This window comes from Streptomyces sp. NPDC005533, assembly GCF_042871845.1.
In the GTDB taxonomy this organism is placed as follows: domain Bacteria; phylum Actinomycetota; class Actinomycetes; order Streptomycetales; family Streptomycetaceae; genus Streptomyces.
Genome location: NZ_JBIAJH010000010.1, coordinates 1 through 24,771, shown reverse-complemented (window position 1 = coordinate 24,771; position 24,771 = coordinate 1). Strand labels below are relative to the sequence as shown.

Annotated in this window: 15 protein-coding genes; 4 read left to right on the top strand and 11 right to left on the bottom strand. The window is 74.1% G+C overall.

The window, feature by feature from the left end:
• Positions 1-46: 46 nt before the first annotated feature.
• The 5 genes from ACFYP3_RS12430 to ACFYP3_RS12410 are packed head-to-tail and all read right to left on the bottom strand — an operon-like array spanning position 47 to position 7,347.
• Positions 47-1,216 carry an acyl-CoA dehydrogenase family protein gene (locus ACFYP3_RS12430; RefSeq protein WP_388830820.1) on the bottom strand — a complete coding sequence of 390 codons (1,170 nt, stop codon included), beginning with the start codon at positions 1,214-1,216 and terminating at the stop codon, positions 47-49.
• Positions 1,213-3,144 (bottom strand): biotin carboxylase N-terminal domain-containing protein, encoded by a 1,932-nt coding sequence (locus tag ACFYP3_RS12425; RefSeq protein ID WP_388830818.1) that lies wholly within the window; start codon positions 3,142-3,144, stop codon positions 1,213-1,215. Before ACFYP3_RS12425 ends, ACFYP3_RS12430 begins: the two co-directional genes overlap by 4 nt.
• Positions 3,145-3,152: 8 nt before the next feature.
• The gene (locus tag ACFYP3_RS12420; RefSeq protein WP_388830816.1) at positions 3,153-4,751 is read right to left on the bottom strand and encodes an acyl-CoA carboxylase subunit beta; all 1,599 of its coding nucleotides are present in this window, start codon (positions 4,749-4,751) and stop codon (positions 3,153-3,155) included.
• Positions 4,748-6,538, bottom strand: a complete 1,791-nt coding sequence (locus tag ACFYP3_RS12415) for an acyclic terpene utilization AtuA family protein (protein WP_388830814.1) — start codon at positions 6,536-6,538, stop codon at positions 4,748-4,750. The genes ACFYP3_RS12420 and ACFYP3_RS12415 overlap by 4 nt, the downstream gene beginning before the upstream one ends.
• Entirely contained in the window at positions 6,535-7,347 is an 813-nt protein-coding gene (locus tag ACFYP3_RS12410) for a TIGR03084 family metal-binding protein (protein ID WP_388830812.1), read from the bottom strand. The genes ACFYP3_RS12415 and ACFYP3_RS12410 overlap by 4 nt, the downstream gene beginning before the upstream one ends.
• 348 nt (positions 7,348-7,695) lie before the next feature.
• On the opposite strand from ACFYP3_RS12410, the gene ACFYP3_RS12405 reads away from it, so the two are divergent.
• Positions 7,696-9,318, top strand: a complete 1,623-nt coding sequence (locus ACFYP3_RS12405; RefSeq protein ID WP_388830810.1) for a CocE/NonD family hydrolase — start codon at positions 7,696-7,698, stop codon at positions 9,316-9,318.
• 165 nt (positions 9,319-9,483) lie between these two features.
• Here ACFYP3_RS12405 and ACFYP3_RS12400 read toward each other — a convergent pair whose 3' ends face one another.
• Both ACFYP3_RS12400 and ACFYP3_RS12395 read right to left on the bottom strand, forming a co-directional pair.
• Positions 9,484-10,452, bottom strand: coding sequence for a DMT family transporter (locus ACFYP3_RS12400; protein WP_388830808.1), 969 nt, complete (start codon positions 10,450-10,452; stop codon positions 9,484-9,486).
• Positions 10,453-10,581: 129 nt separating this feature from the next.
• Complete coding sequence (locus ACFYP3_RS12395) at positions 10,582-13,329, bottom strand: FAD-binding and (Fe-S)-binding domain-containing protein (RefSeq protein ID WP_388830806.1); 2,748 nt, start codon at positions 13,327-13,329, stop codon at positions 10,582-10,584.
• Positions 13,330-13,413: 84 nt separating this feature from the next.
• Here ACFYP3_RS12395 and serC point away from each other — a divergent pair, with 84 nt between their 5' ends.
• A complete protein-coding gene (gene serC, locus ACFYP3_RS12390; RefSeq protein WP_388830804.1) occupies positions 13,414-14,532 on the top strand; it encodes a phosphoserine transaminase in 1,119 nt (372 codons plus the stop codon).
• 556 nt (positions 14,533-15,088) lie between these two features.
• Positions 15,089-18,220: a sacsin N-terminal ATP-binding-like domain-containing protein gene (locus tag ACFYP3_RS12385; protein WP_388830802.1), complete on the top strand. Its 3,132-nt coding sequence runs from the start codon at positions 15,089-15,091 to the stop codon at positions 18,218-18,220.
• Here the strand turns inward: ACFYP3_RS12385 and ACFYP3_RS12380 are convergent.
• Both ACFYP3_RS12380 and ACFYP3_RS12375 read right to left on the bottom strand, forming a co-directional pair.
• Positions 18,217-19,023 (bottom strand): SGNH/GDSL hydrolase family protein, encoded by an 807-nt coding sequence (locus ACFYP3_RS12380; RefSeq protein WP_388830800.1) that lies wholly within the window; start codon positions 19,021-19,023, stop codon positions 18,217-18,219. The genes ACFYP3_RS12385 and ACFYP3_RS12380 overlap by 4 nt on opposite strands.
• Positions 19,010-19,576, bottom strand: a complete 567-nt coding sequence (locus ACFYP3_RS12375) for a PadR family transcriptional regulator (RefSeq protein ID WP_388830798.1) — start codon at positions 19,574-19,576, stop codon at positions 19,010-19,012. Before ACFYP3_RS12375 ends, ACFYP3_RS12380 begins: the two co-directional genes overlap by 14 nt.
• Before the next feature lie 87 nt (positions 19,577-19,663).
• On the opposite strand from ACFYP3_RS12375, the gene ACFYP3_RS12370 reads away from it, so the two are divergent.
• The gene (locus ACFYP3_RS12370) at positions 19,664-20,092 is read left to right on the top strand and encodes a nuclear transport factor 2 family protein (protein ID WP_388830796.1); all 429 of its coding nucleotides are present in this window, start codon (positions 19,664-19,666) and stop codon (positions 20,090-20,092) included.
• A gap of 70 nt (positions 20,093-20,162) precedes the next feature.
• Here ACFYP3_RS12370 and ACFYP3_RS12365 read toward each other — a convergent pair whose 3' ends face one another.
• Together ACFYP3_RS12365 and ACFYP3_RS12360 are read right to left on the bottom strand one after the other, a co-directional pair.
• Positions 20,163-21,833: an FG-GAP repeat domain-containing protein gene (locus ACFYP3_RS12365; RefSeq protein WP_388830794.1), complete on the bottom strand. Its 1,671-nt coding sequence runs from the start codon at positions 21,831-21,833 to the stop codon at positions 20,163-20,165.
• Positions 21,834-21,924: 91 nt separating this feature from the next.
• Positions 21,925-24,378: an HAD-IC family P-type ATPase gene (locus tag ACFYP3_RS12360; protein ID WP_388830792.1), complete on the bottom strand. Its 2,454-nt coding sequence runs from the start codon at positions 24,376-24,378 to the stop codon at positions 21,925-21,927.
• Positions 24,379-24,771 lie beyond the last annotated feature (393 nt).

Below are 24,771 nucleotides of genomic sequence, written 5' to 3'. Positions count from 1 at the left end.
CCAGCCCCGCCGGCGATTGAGGCGCGGGTGGGGGCCCGGTGGGGGGTCAGTAGGACTTGGGGAGGCCCAGGGTCTGGTGGGAGACGAAATTGAGGATCATCTCGCGGCTGACCGGGGCGATCCGGGCCACGCGGGAGGCGGTGATGAGGGAGGCGAGCCCGTACTCGCGGGTGAGGCCGTTGCCGCCGAGGGTGTGGACTGCCTGGTCCACGGCGCGTACGCACGCCTCACCCGCCGCGTACTTCGCCATGTTCGCTGCCTCCCCCGCCCCCATGTCGTCCCCCGCGTCGTACAGGCGGGCGGCCTTCTGCATCATCAGGCGGGCCAGTTCGAGCTCGATGTGCGCCACGGCCAGCGGGTGCGCCACGGCCTGGTGCGCGCCGATCGGCTCCTTCCACACCTGCCGGGTCTTCGCGTAGTCCACGGCCTTGGCCAGGGCGTGGCGGCCCATCCCGATGGCGAAGGCGGCGGTCATGATCCGCTCCGGGTTGAGCCCGGCGAACAGCTGGAGCAGGCCCGCGTCCTCGTCGCCGACCAATGCGTCCCCGGGCAGCCGCACCTCGTCCAGGACCAGTTCGAACTGCTTCTCCGCGGCCTGGAGTTCCATGTCGATGACCGAGCGGGAGAAGCCGGGGGCGTCCCTCGGGACGATGAACAGGCACGGCTTGAGGCGCCCGGACCGGGCGTCCTCGGTGCGGCCCACGATCAGCGTGGCGTCGGCGATGTCGACGCCGGAGATGAAGACCTTGCGGCCGGTGAGGATCCAGTCGTCGCCGTCACGGCGGGCCGTCGTGGTGATCCGGTGGGAGTTGGAGCCGGCGTCGGGTTCGGTGATGCCGAAGGCCATGGTGCGGCTGCCGTCGGCGAGACCCGGGAGCCAGGCCCGCTTCTGGGCGTCGGTGCCGAAGCGGGAGATGACCGTGCCGCAGATCGCGGGCGAGACGACCATCATCAGGAGGGGACAGCCGGCCGCGCCCAGTTCCTCCAGGACGATGGACAGCTCGGCGATGCCGCCGCCTCCACCGCCGTACTCCTCGGGCAGGTTGACCCCGAGGTAGCCGAGCTTCGCGGCGTCGGCCCACAGCTCGTCGGGGTGGCCGCCTTCGCGGGCGACGCGGGCGAGGTACGGGCGGCCGTAGCGCTGCCCGAGGGCGGCGACCGCCGCGCGCAGGGCCTGGTGCTCTTCGGTCTCGACGGTGTTGGTGGCGGAGCTCATGACTGCGTTTCCTCCTGGACTACGGCGAGCAGGGCGCCGAACTCGACCTGTTGGCCGGTGACGGCGTGGAGCGCGGTGAGCGTGCCGGAGGCGGGAGCGAGGATCCGGTGCTCCATCTTCATGGCCTCCAGCCAGAGCAGGGGCTGCCCGGCGGTGACGGGGCTGCCGGGGGCGAGGCCCTCGGCGATGCGGACGACGGTGCCGGGCATCGGGGCGAGCAGGGAGCCCGGTTCGGTCCGGTCCTGGGGGTCGGGGAAGCGGGGGACGGGGGTGAGGGTGTGGGCGCCGAGTGCGGAGTCCACGTAGATCTCGGTCGCGTCGGGCTTGTTCGAATTACGTTTCACGTGGAACACCCGCCGGATTCCCTCGATTTCGAGGGTGACGAGGGCGGGGGTGGCGGCCAGGACCCGGATGCCGGGGTGGTCGACGAGCCGGCCGGCCTGGTAGCGGACCTCGTACTCGGCTCCGGCCGCGGTGTAGCGGCGGACCTGCGGCTGGGAGCGGACGTTGCGCCAGCCGCCGAGACGGGCGGCGAGCGGGCCGTCCGCGGCGGGGGCCGCGTCGGCGAGGGCGGCGGCGAGGGCCGCCTCCGTGGCGTCCGCGGGAGCCTCGGTGAGGGCGGCGAGGTGGCGCTCGTAGAAGCCGGTGTCGAGCTGCCCGGCGGCGAACTCGGGGTGGCGCAGGGACCGTACGAGGAGGTCGCGGTTGGTGGTGAGCCCGTGGATGCGGGCTCCGGCGAGGGCGTGGGCGAGGGCCCGTACGGCCTCGGCGCGGGTCGGGGCGTGGGCGATGACCTTGGCGAGCATCGGGTCGTAGTGGATGCCGACCATGTCCCCGTCGGCGAAGCCGGTGTCCACGCGGACCCGGCCGGGAACGGCGAGGGTGTGCAGGGCTCCGGTCTGGGGGCGCCAGTCCCGGGCCGGGTCCTCGGCGTAGAGGCGGGCCTCGACGGCGTGGCCGGTGGGCTCCGGCGGCGACGTCGGCAGGGCCTCGCCCTCGGCCACGCGCAGCTGGAGGGCGACGAGGTCGAGGCCGAAGACGGCTTCGGTGACGGGGTGTTCCACCTGGAGGCGGGTGTTCATCTCCAGGAAGTACGGGCGTCCGTCGGCGGTGACGAGGAACTCGACGGTGCCGGCGCCCCGGTAGGAGACGGCGCGGGCGGCGGCGACGGCGGCGGCGTGCAGGTGTTCCCGCAGGGTGTGCGGCAGGCCGGGTGCCGGGGCCTCCTCGATGACCTTCTGGTGGCGGCGCTGGAGGGAGCAGTCGCGGGTGCCGAGCGCCCAGACGGTGCCGTGGGCGTCGGCGAGGATCTGCACCTCGACGTGGCGGCCGCGCTCGACGTAGGGCTCGGCGAAGACCTCGCCGTCGCCGAAGGCCGAACGGGCCTCGGCGGAGGCCGCGTCGAGGGCCTCCGCCAGGCCGGCGAGGTCGCGGACCACGCGCATCCCGCGCCCGCCGCCGCCGGCCGCGGCCTTCAGGAGCAGGGGCAGGTCGGCGGGGGTGGCGGTGGCCGGGTCGACGGGGTCCAGGAGCGGGACCCCGGCGGCGCGCATCAGGTCCTTGGCGCGGGTCTTGGAGGCCATGGCCTCGATGGCCTCGGGCTGCGGGCCGATCCAGGTCAGGCCGGAGGCCAGGACCTCGCGGGCGAAGTCGGCGTTCTCGGAGAGGAAGCCGTAGCCGGGGTGGACGGCGTCGGCGCCGGCGGCGAGGGCGGCCTTGATGATCAGGTCGCCGCGCAGGTAGGTGTCGGCGGGGGCCGCGCCGGGCAGGCGGACGGCCGCGTCGGCTTCGCGCACGTGCAGGGCGTCGGCGTCCGGGTCGGAGTGGACGGCGACGGTGGCCAGGCCCAGTGCGCGGGCGGTGCGGAAGATCCGTACGGCGATCTCGCCGCGGTTGGCGACGAGCAGCGAGGTGATCGGCTGGGTCATGTGCAGGCTCACATCCGGAAGACGCCGAAGCCGCCACGGGCGCCCTCGACGGGGGCGTTGTGGACGGCCGACAGGCAGAGGCCGAGGACGGTGCGGGTGTCGCGCGGGTCGATGACCCCGTCGTCGTACAGCCGCCCGGACAGGAACATCGGCAGGGACTCGGACTCGATCTGCGCCTCGACGAAGGCGCGCATCCCGGCGTCGGCCTCCTCGTCGTAGGGCAGTCCCTTCGCGGCGGCGGACTGCCGGGACACGATGGAGAGCACTCCGGCGAGCTGCTGGGGCCCCATGACGGCGGACTTGGCGCTCGGCCAGGCGAAGAGGAAGCGGGGCTCGTAGGCGCGGCCGCACATGCCGTAGTGGCCGGCTCCGTAGCTGGCGCCGATGAGCACGGAGAGGTGGGGGACGCGGGAGTTGGAGACCGCGTTGATCATCATCGAACCGTGCTTGATGATGCCGCCCTGCTCGTACTCCTTGCCGACCATGTAGCCGGTGGTGTTGTGGAGGAAGAGCAGCGGGATGTCGCGCTGGTTGGCGAGCTGGATGAACTGGGCCGCCTTCTGCGACTCGGCGCTGAACAGCACGCCCTGCGCGTTGGCGAGGATGCCGACGGGATAACCGTGCAGGGTGGCCCAGCCGGTGACGAGGCTGGTGCCGTAGAGCGGCTTGAACTCGTCGAAGTCGGAGCCGTCGACGATGCGGGCGATGACCTCGCGCGGGTCGAAGGGCGTCTTGAGGTCCGCGGGGACGATGCCGAGGAGCTCTTCCGGGTCGTACTTCGGCTCCTCGGCCGGCAGCGGATCGGGGTGCGGCTTGCGGTGGTTCAGCCGGGCGACGACACGACGGGCCTGGCGGATCGCGTCGTACTCGTCGAGGGCGTAGTAGTCGGCGAGGCCGGAGGTGCGGGCGTGCATGTCCGCCCCGCCGAGGGACTCGTCGTCGCTCTCCTCGCCGGTGGCCATCTTGACCAGCGGCGGACCGCCGAGGAACACCTTCGAACGGTCCTTGATCATGATGGTGTGGTCGGACATGCCGGGGACGTACGCGCCTCCGGCGGTGGAGTTGCCGAAGACGACGGCGACGGTGGGAACGCCGGCGGCCGAGAGCCGGGTGAGGTCGCGGAAGATCGCGCCGCCCGGGATGAAGATCTCCTTCTGGGAGGGGAGATCGGCGCCGCCGGACTCGACGAGGCTGATGCAGGGCAGGTGGTTCTGCCGGGCGATCTCGTTGGCCCGGAGGGCCTTCTTCAGCGTCCAGGGGTTGCTGGCCCCGCCCCGGACGGTCGGGTCGTTGGCGGTGACCAGGCACTCGACGCCCTCGACCGTGCCGATGCCGGTGACCATGGAGGCGCCGACGGGGTAGTCGCTGCCCCAGGCGGCCAGCGGGGACAGCTCCAGGAACGGGGTGTCCGGGTCGAGGAGCAGCTCGACGCGCTCGCGGGCCAGGAGCTTGCCGCGCTGCTTGTGGCGGGCCGTGTACTTCTCGCCGCCGCCCTGGAGGGCCTTCGCGTGCTCGGCGTCGAGGGCGGCGAGACGTTCCAGGGCGGCGGTACGGGCCTGCGCGTGCTCGGGGGCGTGCGGGTCGACGGTGGTGCGGAGGCGGGTCATGGGCCGGTCCCCTCCGGGGCGGTCTCGGGCAGCAGGTGGGTCGGGATGTCCAGGTGACGGGCGCGGAGCCATTCGCCGAGGGCCTTGGCCTGGGGGTCGAAGCGGTGGCCGGAGGCGACGCCGGCGCCGAGGATTCCGGTGAGGGTGAAGTTCAGTGCGCGGAGGTTCGGGAGCCGGTGGCGGGTCACGGGCAGGGGCCGGGCCTCGGGGAGCAGTTCCCGGAGCAGCTCGACGGTGAGGGTGCGGTCCAGCCAGGCCCAGGCCTCGTCGGTCTCGACCCAGACGCCGATGTTGGCGTCGCCGCCCTTGTCGCCGCTGCGGGCCCCGGCCAGTGCCCCCAGGGGGGCGCGAGTGGTGGGCCCTTCGGGGGCTCCGCCCCCGCGCCCCCGCGCCTCAAACGCCGGCGCGGCTTCAAGATCGGGGCGGAGCCCCGACGGGGTCTGGGGCAGAGCCCCGGTTTCGGGAAGGGGCGGGGTGGGGGCGAGGCTCCGCGCAGCGGGGATCGGCAGGCGGGTGCCGTTCGGGAGGACCGCCACGTGGGGGACTTCGGCGGTCGGGGTCAGGGTCGAGGTGAAGGTGCCGTACGGGTGGGCCGGGCCCGGGGGCGTGGTGACGTGGAAGCCCGGGTAGCTGCCCAGCGCCAGTTCGATGGCCGCCGAGGTCAGGGCGCGGCCCACCCGCTCCGGGGACGGGTCGCGGACCACCAGCCGCAGCAGGGCGCCGGCCGTCTCCTGCGTGGGGGCGTCCTCGTGGTCCGTGCGGGCGAGGGTCCAGTCGGCGGTGGCCACGCCCTCCAGCGCTGCGGAGAGCTGGGTGCGGACCAGGGCCGCCTTCGCTTCGATGTCCAGGCCGGTCAGGACGAAGACGACCTCGTTGCGCCAGCCGCCGATGCGGGTGACGCCGACCTTGAGGGTGGACGGCGGGGGTTCGCCGAGTACGCCGCTGACGCGGACGCGGTCGGGGCCGTCCTGGGTGAGGCGGACCGTGTCCAGGCGGGCGGTCACGTCGGGGCCGAGGTAGCGCACGCCCTGCGTCTCGTAGAGGAGTTGGGCGGTGACGGTGCCGACGGAGACGGTCCCGCCCGTGCCGGGGTGCTTGGTGATGACCGCCGAGCCGTCGGCGGAGATCTCCGCGAGCGGGAAGCCGGGGCGGCGGACGTCGTGCGCGGTGAAGAAGGCGTAGTTGCCGCCGGTGGCCTGGGTTCCGCACTCCAGGACGTGGCCCGCGACCACCGCCCCCGCCAGCCGGTCGTGGTCGTCCGGGGCCCAGTCGAACCACCAGGCCGCCGGGCCGCTGACGAGGGCCGCGTCCGTGACCCGGCCGGTCACGACCACGTCCGCGCCGGCCCGCAGGCAGGCGGTGATGCCGGCGCCTCCGAGGTAGGCGTTGGCGGTCAGCGCCCCGTCCTCGTGCGGGGTCAGGTCGTCCCCCTCGACGTGGGCCACGGTGACGGGGACGCCCGTCTTGGCCGCCAGGGCCCGGACGGCGTCGGCGAGTCCGGCCGGGTTGAGGCCGCCCGCGTTCGCGACGATGCGCACGCCCCGCTCGTGCGCGAGCCCGAGGCCCTCTTCCAGCTGGCGCAGGAAGGTCTTGGCGTAGCCGAGGTCCGGGTTCTTCAGGCGGTCGCGGCCGAGGATCAGCATGGTCAGCTCGGCGAGGTAGTCCCCGGTCAGCACATCGAGCGGGCCGCCGGTCAGCATCTCGCGCAGGGCGTCGAAGCGGTCGCCGTAGAAGCCGGAGGCGTTGCCGATCCGCAGCGGGCGGTCGGCGGGCGGCCGGGGCGTCATCGGGCGCCCCCCGGCTCCCGCCCCGCCCCCGCCGGGCCCGCGAAGGCCTGGGCGATGTCCAGCCAGCGGTCCGCGTCGGCGCCGACCGCGGTGAGACCCAGGTCGGCGCGGTGGGCCCGCTGGGTCACCAGGAGGCAGAAGTCGAGCGCGGGGCCGGTGATCCGCTGCGGGGCGTCCGGCGGCCCGTACGTCCACGGGCCGGCGCCGTCGGGAGCCGTCAGCTCGACCCGGAACTCCTCGGCGGGCGCGGGCAGTCCGCGTACGGCGTAGGCGTAGTCGCGAGCCCGTACGCCGATCCGCGCCACGTGCCGCAGCCGCGCGGTCGGGGCGCGGCGCACGCCGAGCGCGTCGGCGACGTCCTGGCCGTGCGCCCAGGTCTCCATCAGCCGGGCGCTCGCCATGGAGGCGGCCTTCATCGGCGGCCCGTACCAGGGGAACCGGGTGTCGGGCGAGGCGGCGGCGAGCGCCTCGTCGAGGGCGGCCCGCGTGGTCCGCCAGCGGGCGAGCAGTTCGGCGGGCGGCAGCGCCGCGCCTTCTTCGGCGCCCTCGTCGACGAAGGAGTCGGGGGCCTTCAGTGCCTCCTCGACCATGACGCCGAAGCCGGCGGCGTCGGTGAGGGACAGCAGTGAGGCGCGGTCGGTCCAGTGCAGGTGGGCGATCTGGTGGGCGATGCTCCAGCCGGGCGCGGGGGTCGGCAGGGCCCAGTCGGGATCCGGCAACTCCCCTACCAGGGCTTCGAGTTCGCGGCCCTCCTCGCGCAGATCTGCGAAGACGGCGACGGCTGCGTCGACGGCGGACGGATCGGGCACGGTGCGCTCCCCTCTCGGCGTGAGGGAAGACTGGCAGCACCCAAGAAAACAATCAAGCACGCTTGCATGATTTTTTCGGCAGGCGGCGCCTTCCCGCCACCCGCCCCAAACCGGCACGGCGAAAGGAGAGTTGTCGCGTCGCCCGGCCGACCGCAGGTCCCGCGGCGCGGCGGCCGCCGGGCACGGAGGGGGCGATTCAGGCCGTAAGCCCGAAACCCGCGATACGTCACCGGATGTCCCGTCGATACTGAACGTTCCGCTCCGGGCCCGGGCGGGCGCACCACGTTCGCTCCGCATTCGCTCCACGTTCGATCCGCTTGGGATCCACGACGAAGAGGATGGACTGACGTGACTCCAGCCGCCCAACCCCCCTTCTCCCTCTATCCCGAACTCGACGCCACCACCCTCAGCGCCTTCGTCGCCGCCCTGGAGAGCGGCGACGTCACCGGCCTCGCCCCCGCCCGCGCCGCGGAGGTCGCCGAGGTCCGCTCCCTCGCCGTGTTCACCCGCGGCAAGGTGACCGGTGCCGACGGGGACCTCCTCGACGCCGCGCTCTGGCGGCACACCGGGGCCCGGCCGCGCCCGGTGATCGTCATGCCCTCCCCCTGGACCAGCCTGGGCTGGCTCCCGTACGCCGTCCAGGCCAGCCTGTTCGCGGCCCGCGGCTACGACGTCCTCGCCTACTCCGCCCGCGGCTTCGCCGGCTCCGAGGGCCAGGTCGACGTGGCCGGCCCGCTCGACGTCGCCGACGGCAGCCGGGCCCTGGACCACCTCATCGAGCGCAGCTCCGGACCCGTGACGAAGATCGGCTTCCTCGGGGACTCGTACGGGTCGGGCATCAGCCAGCTGGTCGCCGCGCACGACACCCGCGTCGACGCCGTGGTCGCGCTCAGCAGCTGGGGCGACCTCGGGGAGGCGTTCTACGAGAACTCCACCCGCCACGTCGCCGCCGTACGGGCCCTGCTCAAGGCGGCCGCGAAGGCGCGGCTGAGCCCGCAGACGCACAGCGTCTTCGACAACGTCCTCGGCAACCGCGACATCCCCGGCACCCTGCGCTGGGCGGAGACCCGCTCGCCCTTCAGCCACATCAAGGAGCTCAATCGCCGCCAGGTGCCGGTCTTCTTCTCGCACGCCTGGCACGAGACGCTCTTCCCGCCCAACCAGACCCTGAAGATGTTCAACGAGCTGACCGGCCCCAAGCGCCTCGCCGTCTCCGTCGGCGACCACTCCGGGCCCGAGATGACCGGCATGCTCGGCCTGCCGAACCGGATCTGGACGGACGCCCACCGCTGGTTCGACCACCACCTCAAGGGGATCGACAACGGCATCGGCGCCGAGGGCCAGGTGCTCGGCGAGGTCATGTGGAGCGGGACCCTCGAAGCCCGCCCCAGCTGGCCCTCCCTCACCGAGAGCGTGCAACGCCTGCACCTGGCCGACGACGGGGAACTGGCCGACGCACCGCAGGCGGGCTGGACCGCGACCGTCGTGTGCGGGGTGGACACCCCGGCGACCGTCGCCGACAAGGTCGTCGAGTCCGGATACGACGAGATCGCCGGACGCCCGAAGATCTATCCGACCGACGACATCGACCGCACCCTCGCGGCCGTCTGGGAAGCGGAACCGGCCGCGGAGACCGTCCGGCTGCGCGGCACTCCCCGGCTGCGCGTGACCTACCGGGCGGCGAACCCCGGCTCCACCTTCGTCGCGTACCTCCTCGACGCGGCAGCCGACGGCACGGCCCACATCGTCACGCACGCCCCCTACACCGACGCCGACTCGCCGCCGGACAGCCTGGTCAGCGCGGACATCGACCTTCAGGCGACGGCGTACGACGTGCCGCGCGGCCACCGCCTGATGCTGGTGATCGACGCCCGCGACCCGTTCTACGGCGACGCCAACCTGCCGCGCGCCACGCTGGCGTTCACCTCGCCCGAGGCGACGCCCTCCTACCTGGACCTGCCGCTCGGCTGAGGGACGTACACCCGTCCGGCCGGTCCCCCGCGGCCGGCGGGACGGGCGTACGCGTCAGCAACGACGCAGGGAGTGCACCTCCGGTTGCAGCCCGGTGAAATCGGGGCTGGCGGCGGGACGGCGGGCCCCGGCGTCCCGGCCTGGTCCGGTCCGTGCCGGCGTCCCTCAGGCGGGCTGCTTGCGCATCTGGGAGCGGACCGCGCCCATGCTGGCCGCGATCACGAGGGCGATGGCCAGGGCGTCCAGCGCGGACATGGCCTGGTTCAGCACGAGGAAGCCCGCGGTGGCGGCGATGGCCGGCTCCAGGCTCATCAGGATCGCGAAGGTCGGAGCCGGCATCCGCCGCAGGGCGAGCATTTCCAGCGTGTAGGGCAGGACGGAGGACAGCAGGGCCACGCCCAGGCCCAGCGCGAGGGTGCTCGGGACCAGCAGGTCCGTGCCCGCGCCGGCGATGCCCAGCGGCAGCGAGAGGACCGCGGCCACCGCCATCGCCAGGGCCAGCCCGTCCGCCTGCGGGAAGCGGCGGCCCGTACGCGCGCTGAACACGATGTACGCCGCCCACATCGCGCCCGCCCCGAGCGCGTAGGCCGCGCCCAGCGGGTCGAGCGAGCCGAAGCCGAGGCCGCCCCCGCCGTGTCCGGAGAGCAGGACCACGCCGCCGAGGGCGAGGCCGGCCCACAGGACGTTCACCAGGCGCCGGGAGACGAGGACGGACAGGGCGAGCGGCCCGAGCACCTCCAGGGTGACGGCCGGGCCGAGCGGGATCCGGTCGATGGCCTGGTAGAAGAGCCCGTTCATGCCGGCCATGGCGATGCCGAAGGCGAGCACCGTGCCCCAGTCGGAGCGGGAGTAGCCGCGCACCTTGGGCCGGCACAGGAGCAGCAGCACGACCGCGGCGGCCGCCAGGCGCAGGGTGACCACGCCCGCCGCACCCGCCCTCGGCATGATCATGACCGCGAGGGCGGCGCCGAACTGCACCGAGATCCCCGCCGAGATCACCAGCGCCACCGGCCCGAGACCGCGGCTGCGGCCATGGCCGTCGGCGGGCACCGGGGCCGCGACGGGGACGGGGGCGGGGGCCGTCGCGGCGGCCGGTGAGGGCGACGGGGAGGGGGATGCGGAGGGTGCGGGCATTTCTCCAGATTACGCGCTCCGTAAGGAGTGTCGAGCCGTGTCTTGCCTTACAGGAATGCCGTGCAGGAATGCCGTGCAGGGGTGGCTCGCAGGTGGCGCCTGGCAGGTGCTGCCCTGCGGGTGGCGCGCCTACCCGTCCGCCGCGGCGCCGTCCTCCAGGCCCTCCGCCAGGAGTTCCGCCAGGTGACGGGCCCGGACCCCGCCCAGCTGGGCGATCTGGGTGCGGCACGAGAAGCCGTCCGCCTGGACCAGGGCGTCCGGAGCGGCCGCGCGCAGCGCCGGGAGCAGCTGTTCCTCCGCGCAGGCCACCGACACCTCGTGGTGGCCCGGCTCGAAACCGAAGTTCCCGGCCAGACCGCAGCAGCCGCCGCTGAGCTCGCCCACGAGGCCGGCGCGCTCGCGCAGCCTCCGGTCCGCCGCGTCGCCGAGGACCGCGTGCTGGTGGCAGTGGGTCTGCCCGGCCACCGTGCGGTCGAGGCGGGGCGGCCGCCAGTCGGGGGCGTACTCCTCCAGGGTCTCGGCGAAGGTGCGGACGGCTGCCGCCAGGCGGGCCGCGCGGGGGTCGTCGGGGAGGAGGGCGGGGAGGTCCGTGCGGAGGGCCGCGGCGCAGCTGGGTTCCAGCACCACCACGGGTGCCCGGACCTCGCCGAGGGCGGTCAGGGTGCGGCGGAGGACCGTGCGGGCGCGGTCGAGGCGGCCGGTGGAGACGTAGGTCAGGGCGCAGCAGACCGTTCCGCCGCGGGGGCCGGACACGGTGAGCCCGGCCGCCTCCAGGACCCGTACCGCCGCGCGGCCGGCCTCCGGGGCGAGGTACTCCGTGAAGGTGTCGGGCCAGAGGGTGACGGCGGGCTCGGCCCGGACCCGCGCCCCGGACGCCGGCGGGGCCGCGAGAGGCCGCCACCCCCGGGTGAACGGCTCGGCCGCCAGGGCCGGCAGCGCCCGCTGTCGGGTCAGGCCCGGGAGGGGGAGGAGGCGGGCGGCGGCGTTCGCGGCGCGGGTCATCCGCAGCGCGGTGATCAGGCGCAGCCAGGTCGGCAGGCCGCCCAGGGCGTAGTGGGCGAGCGGGCGGACGCGGCCCGCCCAGTGGTGGTGCAGGAACTGCGACTTGTAGGTGGCCATGTCCACGCCCACCGGGCAGTCGCTGAGGCAGCCCTTGCAGCCCAGGCACAGGTCCAGCGCCTCGGCGACCTCCGCCGAGCGCCAGCCGTCCCGCACGATCTCCCCCGCCAGCATCTCGTGCAGCAGCCGGGCCCGGCCGCGCGTGGAGTGCCGTTCCTCGCCCGTGGCGCGGTACGAGGGGCACATCACCCCCGGCCCGCCGACGTCCGTGGTGCGGCACTTCGCGACCCCGACGCACCGCGCGACCTCACCGGCGAACGGCGTGGCCGGCAGCACCGCGAAGCGGAGGTTCTCGTCGAGCCGCGCGGGCCGGACCAGCATCCCCGGGTTCATGCCGCCGACCGGGTCCCACACGTCCTTGTACGCGCCGAACAGCCGGACCACCTCCGGCCCGTACATGCGCGGCAGCAGTTCGGCGCGCGCCTGGCCGTCGCCGTGCTCCCCCGACAGCGAGCCGCCGTGCGCGACGACCAGGTCGGCCAGCTCGCCGGAGAAGGCCCGGAAGCGGGCCACGCCCTCCGCCGAGACGAGGTCGAAGTCGATCCGTACGTGCACACACCCCTCGCCGAAGTGCCCGTACGGGGATCCCCGCAGCCCGTGCGCCGCCAGCAGCGCGCGGAACTCCCGCAGGTACACGCCCAGCCGGGCCGGCGGCACCGCGCAGTCCTCCCATCCCGGCCAGGCCATCTCCCCTCCCGGCAGCCGCGTCGCCGTGCCCGCCGCGTCCTCCCGGATCCGCCACAGGGCCCGCTGCCCCGCCGGGTCGGTGACCACCACCGCGTCGAGCGCGTCGGCGGCCCGTACGAGCTCCCGCGCCGCGCCCTCGTCCGGCATCTCCACGAACAGCCAGGCCCGGCCCCGCGGCAGTCCCGCGGCCCCCCGGACCAGGTCCTCGGCCATTCCCTCCACCGTCAGCGGGCGGTGCGGGAGCAGGCCGGCGGCCGCGTCCGCCGCCGCGCTCTCGTCGGCGTACCCGAGGACGGCCAGGACCGGCGCGCGCGGCGCCTCCACCAGGCGCACGACGGCCTCCGTCACCACCCCGAGCGTGCCCTCGCTCCCGCAGAAGGCCCGCGCGAGCCGCACCCCGCGCTCGGGCAGCAGCGCGTCCAGTGCGCCGTAGCCGGAGATCCGCCGGGAGAAGCCGCCGCCCATCCCGGTGCGCAGGAGGGCCAGGTTCCCCTCGACCAGTTCGCGCAGCCCCTCCGGCGCACCGGACCAGCCGGTGCCGATCCGGTGCGCGGCGCCCCCGTACGCCGTCACCGCCAGCTCGGCGACGTTGTCCGCGGTGGTGCCCCAGGCGACCGAGTGCGCTCCGCACGCGTTGTTGCCGATCATCCCGCCGAGCGTGCAGCGGGAGTGCGTGGACGGGTCCGGGCCGAAGGTCAGTCCGTACGGGCGCACCGCTTCCCGCAGCCGGTCGAGGACGAGGCCGGGCTGGACCACGGCGGTGCGCGCGGCCGGGTCCACCGACACCAGCGCGTTCATGTGCCGGGTGAGGTCGAGGACCACTCCGGTGCCGGTGGCCTGACCGGCGATGGAGGTGCCGCCGCCGCGCGGGACGACCGGGACCCCGGCCTCGGCGCACACGCGCAGGGCGGCCGCCACGTCCTCGGCGTCGCGCGGGGCCACCACGCCGACGGGGACCCGCCGGTAGTTGGAGGCGTCCATGGTCGTCAGTGCCCGGGCGGCGGCCCCGAAGTCCACCTCGCCGCGCAGCTCCGCCCGCAGTGTCCGTTCGAGTTCCCCGGGTGACGTCACGGCTCCAGCCTCGCACCGTCCGGCCGCGTCTCATCGGGTGGACGCGCCTCCGACCCGCGGTCCGGGACCGGATACGCTCCGCTCGTGGCCGAGATCCAGATTCCCGCTGACATCAAGCCCGCCGACGGACGCTTCGGCGCGGGCCCCTCCAAGGTGCGGACCGAGGCGCTGGACGCCCTCGCCGCCACCGGTACCTCCCTGCTCGGAACCTCCCACCGCCAGGCCCCGGTCAAGAACCTGGTCGGCTCGGTGCGCCAGGGCATCCGGGACCTCTTCTCCCTCCCCGAGGGCTACGAGGTGATCCTGGGCAACGGCGGCTCCACCGCCTTCTGGGACATCGCGACCGCCGGTCTGATCGAGCGGAAGTCCCAGCACCTGACCTTCGGTGAGTTCTCCTCCAAGTTCGCCAAGGCCGCGAAGCTCGCGCCGTGGCTGGACGAGCCCTCCGTGATCTCCTCGGAGCCGGGCACGCACCCGGAGCCGGTGGCCGAGGCGGGCGTGGACGTGTACGCGTACACGCACAACGAGACCTCGACGGGTGTCGCCGCGCCGATCAAGCGCGTCGCGGGCGCCGACGCCGGTTCACTCGTCCTGGTGGACGCGACCTCGGGCGCCGGCGGTCTGCCGGTGGACATCACCGAGACGGACGTCTACTACTTCGCCCCGCAGAAGTCCTTCGCCTCGGACGGCGGCCTGTGGCTGGCCGCGTTCTCCCCGGCCGCCCTGGAGCGCGCCGCCCGCGTGCACGCCTCGGGCCGGCACGTCCCGGAGTTCTTCTCGCTGCCGACGGCGATCGACAACTCGCTGAAGAACCAGACGTACAACACCCCGGCGCTGGCCACCCTCTTCCTGCTGGACCAGCAGCTGGAGTGGATGAACAGCCAGGGCGGCCTGGAGTTCACCACCGGCCGTACGGCGGCCAGCGCCCGCAACCTGTACGGCTGGGCGGAGGCGTCGAAGTACGCGACCCCGTTCGTCGCGGACGCCGACAAGCGCTCGTCCGTCATCGGCACGATCGACTTCTCGGACGACATCGACGCGGCGGCCGTCGCCAAGGTGCTGCGCGCCAACGGGATCGTGGACACCGAGCCGTACCGCAAGCTGGGCCGCAACCAGCTGCGCATCGCGATGTTCCCCGCGATCGACCCGGCGGACGTGCAGAAGCTGACGGCCTGCATCGACTACGTCATCGAGAAGCTCTGACGGTCCGTACCGCCCGCTCCCGAGGCCCCCGGTGACGTGAAGTCGCCGGGGGCTTCGGCGTGCCGGTCGCCCCGCAGGGTTTCGGCCAGCGTCCGAGCACGAGCAGACGGAAAGTCCGCCTTCCGGTTGTCTGTGGAGCAGGCTTCTACGTGCAGGGTACGGAAGAGCCCGGCCGACGGGCGGGCCGTTCGATGCACCGACGAGATCGAGCCATTCGAAGATCGCGCGCGGGTGGGGGAAGTTGGTCCGACCAAGGGGGCGACGCCTACTGTCGCCCCAGGTCACCACCGGTTCGCGCTCGTCAGCTGATCGTCGGTGGGCCGCCCCGCCGTTTGACCCGGTGCGGACGGTCCACGAGCTGCCGGCCGCCCCCGCGATGCCGGGCCACTCCCTCCCGTGGCCCGGCGTCCGGAGCGACGGCGGGACGGGAACGCCGACGTCGTCGTGTTCGCGCACCTCACGGGCGAGGGGCAGGTGCGTACGCGATACCTTCAGGGGTCCGGAGGGCGACTCCGGTGGGCAACTCTTGACGGCAGCACAGCGTGGAGGCAGCGGCGTGAGCGTGCGAGTGACGGCGGCACAGAGCGGCGTGGACCCCTTCGGCACGGCCCGGCTGCGGCGCGGGGTGCTCGACGCCTGGGGCGCGGGCCCGGCCCGGTTCCGCGAGGACGCCAACGCCGAGGAGGACCTCGCGCTCGGCGGCTACCGGGACCGGCTCGTCATCGAGCTGGCGCAGAACGCCGCCGACGCCGCGGCCCGGGCCAAGGTGCCCGGCCGGCTGCGGCTCACCCTGCACGAGGGCGAGAACGGCCACGCCCTGCTCGCCGTCGCCAACACCGGCGCCCCGCTCGACGCGACGGGCGTGGAGTCGCTGAGCACCCTGCGCGCCTCCGCCAAGCGGGAGCCCTCCGGTGACAGCGTCGGCCGCTTCGGCGTCGGCTTCGCGGCCGTCCTCGCCGTCAGCGACGAACCCGCCGTCCTCGGCCGGCACGGCGGCGTCCGCTGGTCCCTGGCCGAGGCCCGCGAACTGGCCCGGGACGCCTCCGTCGGCAGCCCCGGCCTCGGCGACGAACTGCGCCGCCGCGACGGCCACGTCCCACTGCTGCGGCTCCCGCTGCCCGCCGAGGGCACCGCCCCCGACGGCTACGACACCGTCGTCGTCCTCCCGCTGCGCGACGCCGCCGCCGAGGACCTGGTGGAGCGGCTCCTCGCGGGCATCGACGACGCCCTGCTGCTCACCCTGCCCGGGCTGCGCGAAGTCGTGGTGGAGACCCCCTCCGGCGGCTCCCGCGCGCTGCACCGGCGCGACGAGGGCCCGTACACCGTCATCGAGGACACCACCGCGTCCGGCACCCGCACCAGCCGCTGGCGCACCGTCCGGCACGGCGGCCCCATCGAGCGCGCCCTGCTCGCCGACCGGCCCGTCGAGGAACGGCTGCGCCCCGCCTGGGCGGTGTCCTGGGCCGTGCCCGTCGACTCCGAGGGCGCCCCGCTGCCCCCGGCCACGGCGCCCGTGGTGCACGCGCCCACCCCCACCGACGAGCCGCTGGGCATCCCCGCCCTGCTCATCGCGACCCTGCCGCTGGACACCACCCGCCGGCACCCCGCGCCCGGACCGCTGACCGACTTCCTCGTGGAGCGCGCGGCCGACGCGTACGCCGAACTCCTCGGCGCCTGGGACCCGGTGGGCACCGGCCTCGTCGACCTTGTCCCCGGCCCGCTCGGCAAGGGCGCACTGGACGGCGCCCTGCGCGCCGCCGTGCTCCAGCGGCTCCCCCGTACGGCCTTCCTCGCGCCGGCCGCGCCGCCCGAGCACGCCGAGGAGCGCGCGGCCCTGCGCCCCTTCGAGGCCGAGGTGGTGGAGGGCGCGGGCGCCGACACCGTACGCGTCCTCGCCGAGGTCCTGCCGACGCTGCTGCCGGCGGGCCTGGAGCGCCGCGCCGAGCTGCGCACCCTGGGCGTGGGCCGGCTCCCGCTGGGCGACGCGATCGAGCGGATCGCGGGCATCGAGCGGACCCCCGAGTGGTGGCACCGGCTCTACGACAGCCTCGCCGGGGTGGACCCCGACCGGCTGTCCGGGCTGCCCGTGCCGCTCGCCGACGGCCGCACGACGATCGGGCCGCGCCACGTCCTGCTGCCGTACGCGGACACCCCGGCGGACCTGGCCCGACTGGGGCTGAAGGTGGCCCACCCGGACGCGGCGCACCCGTTGCTGGAGAAGCTCGGAGCCCTGCCGGCCACGGCGCGGGCCGTGCTGACGACCCCGCAGGTGCGGGCCGCCGTCGCCGGCTCCCTCGACGCCGGGGAGGTCTGGGACGAGGACGCCGACACCCTGGACGCCGACGAGCTGGCCGAGGTGGTCCTGGGGCTGGCCCGGGACGCCGATCTGGCGCCGGGCGACGAGCCCTGGCTGGGCGCGCTGGCCCTGCCCGACGAGGACGGCGAACTGGTCCCGGCGGGCGAACTGCTGATGCCGGGCTCGGCGCTCGCCTCCGTCATCCGCGAGGACGAGGTCCCGTACGTGGACGCCGAGCTGGCGCAGCGGTGGGGCGAGGGCCCGCTGACCGCCTGCGGGGTGCTGGCGACGTTCCAGCTGGTGCGCGCCACCGACGTGGTGCTCGACCCGGACGAACTGGAACCCCGCGAAGGGGACTTCGCCGAGCCCGACGACGCGGGACTGCTGGACGCGGTGGACGTGTGGTGCGAGGACCTGCTGGACCAGCTGCCGGACACCCCGGTGCCGCCGGTGGCGACCGAGCTGGTCGCCGTACGGGACCTCGACCTGGTCGACGACGACTGCTGGCCGCAGGCCCTGGCGATGCTCGCGCAGCCGCCGCTGCGCGACGCCCTGACCCAGCCCGTGCGGGTGCTGCTGCCGGACGGCACCACGCAGTCCGTGCGCCCGTACACCGCGTGGTGGCTGCGCGATCACCCGGTGCTCGACGGCCGCCGCCCGGCCGGCCTGCGCGCGGCGGGCGGCGACCCGCTGCTGGCCGGCCTCTACACCCCGGCGGACGCCACGGGCTTCGAGGACGAGCAGGTCCTGCGGGCGCTGGGCGTACGGACGACGGTGGCGGCCCTGCTGGACGAGCCCGGCGGCGCGGCCGAGCTGCTGGCCCGGCTCGCCGACCCGGAGCGCGAGGTGACGGGCCGGCAGCTGCACGGCCTGTACGGGGCGCTGGCCGATCTGGACCCCGAGCAGGTCACCCTGCCGGACGTGCTGCGCGCGGTGGTGGACGGCGAGGTCCGTGTGGTGGACGCGGTCGACGCCGTGATCGCCGACGCCCCGGACCTGCTGCCGCTGACGGCGGGGCTCCCGCTGCTGCCGGTGCCGCCGTCCCGCGCGGCGGACCTCGCGGAGCTGCTCCAGGTGCGCCGCCTGTCGGAGACGGTCCCGGCGGAGGTGACCACGCCGGGTGAGGTGCACGAGGTCCCGGAGTCGGTGCGCGTGCTGCTGGGCCCGGCGGTCCCGGAGACGTACGTGGAGCACGAGGAGCTGGTCGCGGGCGGCACGGAACTCGACTGGCGTCGCACCCTCGACGGCACCCTCCACGCGTCCACGCTGGAGGGCGTGGCGGCCGGTCTCGCCTGGGCGGCGGGCCAGTGGCCGCGCCGCTTCGAGGTCGCGGCGCTGCTGGAGGACCCGTCGCGCACGGCGGAACTGGCGCGGGACCGCTGGTTCGACTAGGTCGCGGCGTCGGTGGGCGCCGCGTCCAGCGGCAGCAGGCGGGGACGCTTCGCGGTGCGGCCGTCGCCGGAGGAGCGGCCGCGCAGCCGGCGGCCCAGCCAGGGGCCGAGGAACCCGGTGGCCCACCGCAGTTCGGCCGCGGCGGCCGCGGCGGCGGACCGGCCGGCGGGGTGCGGCAGCGGCGGCAGGGGCAGGGTCCAGCTGTCGTCGCTGCCGGGCAGGCGCAGGGCGTGCGCGAGGGCGGCGGCGATCCGTTCGTGGCCGACGGGGCTGGCGTGGAGGCGGTCCGTGGTCCACATCCGCGGGTCGTTCACGGCGACCGGCCGGGCGGTCTCGGCGACGGTGACCCCGTGGCGGGCGGCCGCGGCGCGGATGCGGTCGTTGAGGTCGGCTATCCGGGGCGAGACGGGCCGGGCCAGGGGCACGATCCGGCCCAGGTCGGGGAAGGTCACGGTCGCCACGTGGGCGCCGGCGGCCGTGAGCGCGGCGAACATCTCCTCCAGCTGCGCGGCGACCTCCGCGGCGTCGAACCGGGGCCGCAGCATGTCGTTGACCCCGGCGACGACGGTGGCCAGGTCGGGGCGCAGCGCCAGGGCGGGGCCGAGCTGTTCGGCGCGGACCTGGCCGGCGAGGCGTCCCCGTACGGCCAGATTGGCGTACCGCAGGCCTGGGTTGACGTCCGTCAGGTGTGCGGCGAGCCGGTCGGCGAAGCCGCGCAGACCCACCGTGTCATCGCCGTCGCCGAGGCCTTCGGTCTGGCTGTCGCCCAGGGCCACGTAGCGCAGGTACTCACCGTTCGGCACGGTCCAGCCTCTCCCTCAGGACGGCCGCGCTGCGGCGGCACCAGTCGCGGTGGCCCTGCTCGAAGGCGATGCCGCGCAGGCCGGTCAGGTACCCGCCGATCCGCTCGCCGCGGAGCAGGTACTCCTCCTCGTCCAGGTCGCCGCGCATCTTGCGCAGCACCCTGCCGAGGAGCTCGATCTTGGCTTCGGCCGCTGCCGCCCGCTCTTCGAGCTGCTCGATCACCGGCGCGGTGCCGATCCGGTCGGCGTTCTGCACCTTGACGAGGAGGTCGTCCCGGATGACCTGCGGCTTCGACGCGGCCGCGGCGAAGGCCTCCAGCGCGGCGCGGCCGGCGTCGGTGACCTGGAACATCCGCTTGTTGGGCCGGCTCTCCTGGACCACCTGGCGGCCCTCGACCAGCCCGTCCCGCTCCAGCTTGGTCAGCTCGGCGTACAGCTGCTGGGGCGAGGCGTGCCAGAAGTTGGCGACGCCGATGTCGAACGACTTCGCCAGCTCGTACCCGCTGTACTCGCCGTCCAGCAGCGCCGCCAGTACGGCGTGTCTCAAGGCCATCGCGGCAGCCCCCTTCCGTTTCCTCGCCCTCCCCCGCATCATACTCATGAATGTGACTACTCAATTTCATGAGTAAGAGGAGGGGCCATGAGGGAACTGGACCGGCAGGGCGCCGAACGCTTCCGCGCAGCCGTGGAGAAGCGCGATCTCAGCGCGGTGGAGGACCTGTTCACCGAGGACGTCCGGCTCTACAGCCCGGTGAAGTTCACGCCCTTCGAAGGCCGCCCCATGGTGCTGGGCCTCTTCGGGGTCCTGTTGCGGATCTTCGAGGACTTCCGCTACGTCGGCGACTTCGAGGGCACGGCCGAGACGAGCGCCGACGGCACGCAGGCCCCCTCGGCGATCCTGGCCTTCCGCGCCACCGTGGACGGCAAGCAGATCCACGGCATCGACCTGCTCCAGTTCGACGAGACGGGCCGCGTCAAGGAGTTCACGGTGATGGTCCGCCCCCAGTCCGCCGTCCAAGCCTTGGGCCAAGCAGTCCTGACGGGCCTCCAGACGGAGGGCCTCGCCTAGCCCGTCCCGAAACGCCTCCGGCGCCCCGCTGCGGGGCGCCGGAGGGCTGCGCCGGTGTGGTGCCCGCCTGTCAGACCGCCGGGCCGAAGCCCGTCACCGTCGGGTACGGGGCGGCCGCACCCCTGCCCGGGAAGACGGTGACCTTGCCGGTGGCGTCCGCGGACCAGAGGTCCGGCAGGCCGTCACCCGTGAGATCGCCGTCGGAACCGACGCGCGGGTGCGCGGCCGGGGCCAGCGTCGCCAGGACGGGCGCGGCGGCCGGGTCGGCGAAGGCGGAGTACACGGGGGCGTCCGGAGTGCCGGTGACGGAGAACGCGCGGATCTTGCCGTCCTGCCGGGAGCGTGCCCACAGGGTGGGGAAGTCCGTCCCCGTGGCCCGCCCCGGAGTGAGCAGCTCCTGGCCGGCCCAGCGGCCGTCGTTGCCCGAGATGAGGATCGCCTCGTCGCTCAGGTCGTTCGTGGACCCTCGCTCCGCCAGCCACAGGCGGCCGTTCTCGACGAACAGCACCGAGGTGCGCGGCAGGACGCCCTGGACGGCGCTGTCGCCCTGGGGGGATCCGTACGCCGCGATCTGCGTGACCTTCGACCAGTCGGAGCCGAATCCGTGCAGTTTGCAGTCGATGACGAGGCGCGCCGCGCTCCGGCAGACGGTCGGCTTGGCGACGGAGATCGACGCCCGCTGGGTGAACAGGCCGCCGCCGTCGTTCCGGAACAGGCTGAGGGACGGGCCGCCCGGGGCGTGGGCCAGCAGGTCGTCCACCTGCTGGTAGCCCAGGGTGCCGCGGTGGGTGTACTGGGCTGCCGCCCAGTTCGCGCCGCCTCCGGGGGCACCCTGCCGGTGCGCGCTCGGGGTGTCCTGCGGGTTCGAGCCCCACTTGCGGAGATGGCCCGCGGCATCCGGGACGAGCACGTCCGGCCTGCCGTCGGCGTCGATGTCACCGAAGGCGGCAGGGGCGGTGTCCGGCTGTGCGTAGTAGTCCACCTTGGCCGGCTGGGAGACGTTGCCCGCGTTGTCCATCGTCTGGAGGTAGACGGACTGGCTGCCCCAAGTGGTGGGCTTGACCTTGATGTCGAGCGCACCGTCGGTGAGCCGGACGACATGCGAGTCGGTCGCCTCGTCCGAGCAACGCCAGCCGCTGCTGAACGTCCCGGTCGGCTGCCATCGGGCGCAGGCGATCTCCGAGCCGGTGTCGGTGCCCTTCAGAGTGAAGGTCGCCTCCTCTCCGACCTTCTTGGGGGAGGCGTCCGTGGTGACCTCGGCGGTCGGCGGCGCGTGGTCCACGCGGAAATGGCACCAAGCCGTGTACGGGCTGGTCAGATTCCCGTCGGTGGTGCGGGCGCGCCAGGCGTACTGCCCTCCGTCCTTCAGGAGGTCGCGGGCGAAGGTGGTGCCGGCTTCGGGGACCGTGGACCAGGAGGTCGGGTGGTCGGTCCGGCTGCCCCCGTACGAGGTGTCCCAGAGCTGGAACGTGGTCTGGAGTCGGGCGCCCGACGGCGAGACGGCACTGACGGTGGCCGTGACGTCGGACAGGCCGACCCAGCCGGCTCCCGCCCCGGAATTCGGGTCGGTGTCGCAGTCGGAATACCTGTTGTCACCGGCGAAGCCGGGCGTGGGGCTGGTGCGGGGTGTCGAAAGCTTCGGTGTCGCCGGGTCCGGCGCGGCGGCCGCCGGCGCGGCGGCCGCGAGGCCGAGCGCCAGGGCCAGGGCCAGGGCCGCTGCCGGTAATGCGCGAGGTGCCATGTGCTGGTTCCCCCCTGGGAATACGACGGTAGTCAGTCGCAATCTTTCAGAAGGTGCACCGGTTCACACTGACAAACGAACAACGAGTCAACTAGGCCGGAAATTTGCGGTTCACCCAGTGGAAGGTGAACTCGATCAGCGTTGCGGCGGCCGCGGCGACGGCCACCGCGATCCAGGGGATCGTCGTGCCCTCCAGCTTGAGCTGGAAGAAGTCCTGGAGCCACGGCACCGCGAGGACGATCAGGAAGGCCGCGCCCATCGCGCCGACCAGGGCCACCCGCCACCACGTGTACGGGCGGGCGATGATCACCAGGACCCACATCGAGGTCAGGAACAGCGTGAGCGTCGCCGCGCTGCTCTCGGCCTCCAGGGCGCCCGGGCCGGTGTAGTGGTGGCGGGCGATCAGGTAGCTGATGAAGGTGGCTGTCGCCGCGATGACGCCGCCGGGGATCGCGTACCGCATCACCCGTTTCACGAAGTGCGGCTTCGCGCGCTCCTTGTTCGGGGCGAGGGCCAGGAAGAAGGCCGGGATGCCGATGGTGAGCGTGGACAGCAGCGTCAGGTGGCGCGGCAGGAAGGGGTACTCGACCTGCGAGCAGACCACCAGGATCGCGAGGAGGACCGAGTACACCGTCTTGGTCAGGAAGAGGGTCGCGACGCGGGTGATGTTGCCGATCACGCGGCGGCCTTCGGCGACCACCGAGGGGAGGGTCGCGAAGCTGTTGTTCAGGAGGACGATCTGTGCGACGGCGCGGGTGGCCTCCGAGCCCGAGCCCATCGCGACGCCGATGTCCGCGTCCTTGAGGGCGAGCACGTCGTTGACGCCGTCGCCCGTCATGGCGACCGCGTGACCCTTGGACTGGAGGGCCCCGACCATGTCCCGCTTCTGCTGCGGGGTCACGCGTCCGAACACGGTGTTCTCGTCGAGGACCCGCGCCATGTCGGCCTGTTCGGTCGGGAGCTTGCGGGCGTCCACGGTGTTCTCCGCGCCCGGCAGCCCCAGCTTGCCGGCGACCGCACCGACGGAGACCGCGTTGTCGCCGGAGATGACCTTCGCGTGGACGTTCTGGTCGTCGAAGTAGCGCAGGGTGTCGGCCGCGTCGGGCCGCAGCCGCTGCTCCAGGACGACCAGGGCGGTCGGCCGGACCCCGGTGGCGACGTCCTCGTCGTCGAGCTCGCGGCCGGAGCGGGCCAGCAGCAGGACCCGTAGGCCCTGCTCGTTGAGCTCGTTGATCTCGTCGAGGGCCGGGTCGCCGGCGGGGAGCAGTACGTCGGGGGCGCCGAGCAGCCAGGTGTTGTTCTCGCCGTCGCCCTCGCTGAAGCTGGCGCCGCTGTACTTGCGGGCGGAGGAGAACGGCAGCGACTCGGTGCAGCGCCACTCCGCGCTGTCGGGGTAGGCGTCGATGATCGCCTGGAGGCTGGCGTTGGGTCGCGGATCGGACTCGCCGAGCGCGCCGAGCACCTTCTTGACGTACGCCGTCTCCGCGCCGCCGAGGGGGCGCAGCTCGGTGACGTCCATGCCGCCCTCGGTGAGGGTGCCGGTCTTGTCGAGGCAGACCACGTCGACCCGGGCGAGCCCTTCGATGGCGGGCAGTTCCTGCACCAGGCACTGCTTGCGGCCGAGCCGGATCACGCCGATGGCGAAGGCCACGGAGGTGAGGAGGACGAGTCCCTCGGGGATCATCGGGACGATGCCGCCGACGGTCCGGGCGATGGAGTCCTTGACGTTGTTCTCCTTGACGATCAGCTGGCTGATGATCAGGCCGATGGAGGTCGGGATCATCATCCAGGTGACGTACTTGAGGATCGTGGAGATGCCGGAGCGCAGCTCGGAGTGGACGAGCGTGAAGCGGGAGGCCTCTTCGGCGAGCTGGGCGGCGTAGGCCTCGCGGCCGACCTTGGTGGCGGTGAACGCGCCGCCGCCGGCGACGACGAACGACCCGGACATGACCGGGTCGCCGGGCTTCTTGAGGACCGGGTCGGCCTCGCCGGTGAGGAGGGACTCGTCGACCTCCAGCCCCTCGGCCTCGCCGACGGCCCCGTCGACGACGACCTTGTCGCCGGGGCCGAGCTCGATGACGTCGCCGAGGACGATCTCGGAGGTGGAGATCTCCGCGGTCCGGCCGTCGCGGCGCACGCTCGGTTTGGCCTCGCCGATGACGGCGAGGCTGTCGAGGGTCTTCTTGGCGCGCAGTTCCTGGATGATGCCGATGCCGGTGTTCGCGATGATCACGAAGCCGAAGAGGCCGTCCTGGATCGGCGCGACGAAGAGCATGATCACCCAGAGGACGCCGATGATCGCGTTGAAGCGGGTGAGGACGTTGGCGCGGACGATCTCGGTGGTGGAGCGGCTGCTGCGGACGGGCACGTCGTTGACGTCGCCGCGCGCGACGCGCTCGGCGACCTCGGCGGTGGTCAGCCCGCCGGGCCGGAACCGGGGCGCGGGTGGCCGCACGGGGTGCACCGGATCGAGCTCCGCGCCCGCGTCGATGGCGGCGCCGGGTCGCTCCGGCCCGTCCTGATCGATCTTCGCCCGCTGCGTCATGCCTTCGACGTTAAGCGGGGTTCGAACGCTTCACCCGCCGAGCGGCGGGAAGATCCGACCTCGGGATGACCCGAATCGTCCGTTGGTAGGGGCCGGTCGGCTGCCGGTCGGCTGCGCCGCTTGGGCGGGGTCGGCGGGGTGGGGGTCGGTCGGGGTGGGGGCGGGCGCCGGTTGGCTGCGCCGCTTGGGCGGGGGCGGCGGGGTGGGGGCCGGGCGCCCTTTGGCTGCGCCGCTTGGGCGGGGTCGGCGGGGTGGGGGCCGGGCGCCCTTTGGCTGCGCCGCTTGGGCGGGGTCGGCGGGGGGGGGGGGGGGGGGGGGGGGGGGGGGGGGGGGGGGGGGGGGGGGGGGGGGGGGGGGGGGGGGGGGGGGGGGGGGGGGGGGGGGGGGGGGGGG

What these genes read in the sequence shown, in the direction of transcription:
- ACFYP3_RS12365 (WP_388830794.1), bottom strand. Translation starts at nt 21,833, where the DNA reads ATGGCACCTCGCGCATTACCGGCAGCGGCCCTGGCCCTGGCCCTGGCG.
- ACFYP3_RS12360 (WP_388830792.1), bottom strand. Translation starts at nt 24,378, where the DNA reads ATGACGCAGCGGGCGAAGATCGATCAGGACGGGCCGGAGCGACCCGGC.
- ACFYP3_RS12415 (WP_388830814.1), bottom strand. Translation starts at nt 6,538, where the DNA reads ATGACGCCCCGGCCGCCCGCCGACCGCCCGCTGCGGATCGGCAACGCC.
- ACFYP3_RS12430 (WP_388830820.1), bottom strand. Translation starts at nt 1,216, where the DNA reads ATGAGCTCCGCCACCAACACCGTCGAGACCGAAGAGCACCAGGCCCTG.
- ACFYP3_RS12425 (WP_388830818.1), bottom strand. Translation starts at nt 3,144, where the DNA reads ATGACCCAGCCGATCACCTCGCTGCTCGTCGCCAACCGCGGCGAGATC.
- ACFYP3_RS12375 (WP_388830798.1), bottom strand. Translation starts at nt 19,576, where the DNA reads ATGGCCTTGAGACACGCCGTACTGGCGGCGCTGCTGGACGGCGAGTAC.
- ACFYP3_RS12420 (WP_388830816.1), bottom strand. Translation starts at nt 4,751, where the DNA reads ATGACCCGCCTCCGCACCACCGTCGACCCGCACGCCCCCGAGCACGCG.
- ACFYP3_RS12370 (WP_388830796.1), top strand. Translation starts at nt 19,664, where the DNA reads ATGAGGGAACTGGACCGGCAGGGCGCCGAACGCTTCCGCGCAGCCGTG.
- ACFYP3_RS12400 (WP_388830808.1), bottom strand. Translation starts at nt 10,452, where the DNA reads ATGCCCGCACCCTCCGCATCCCCCTCCCCGTCGCCCTCACCGGCCGCC.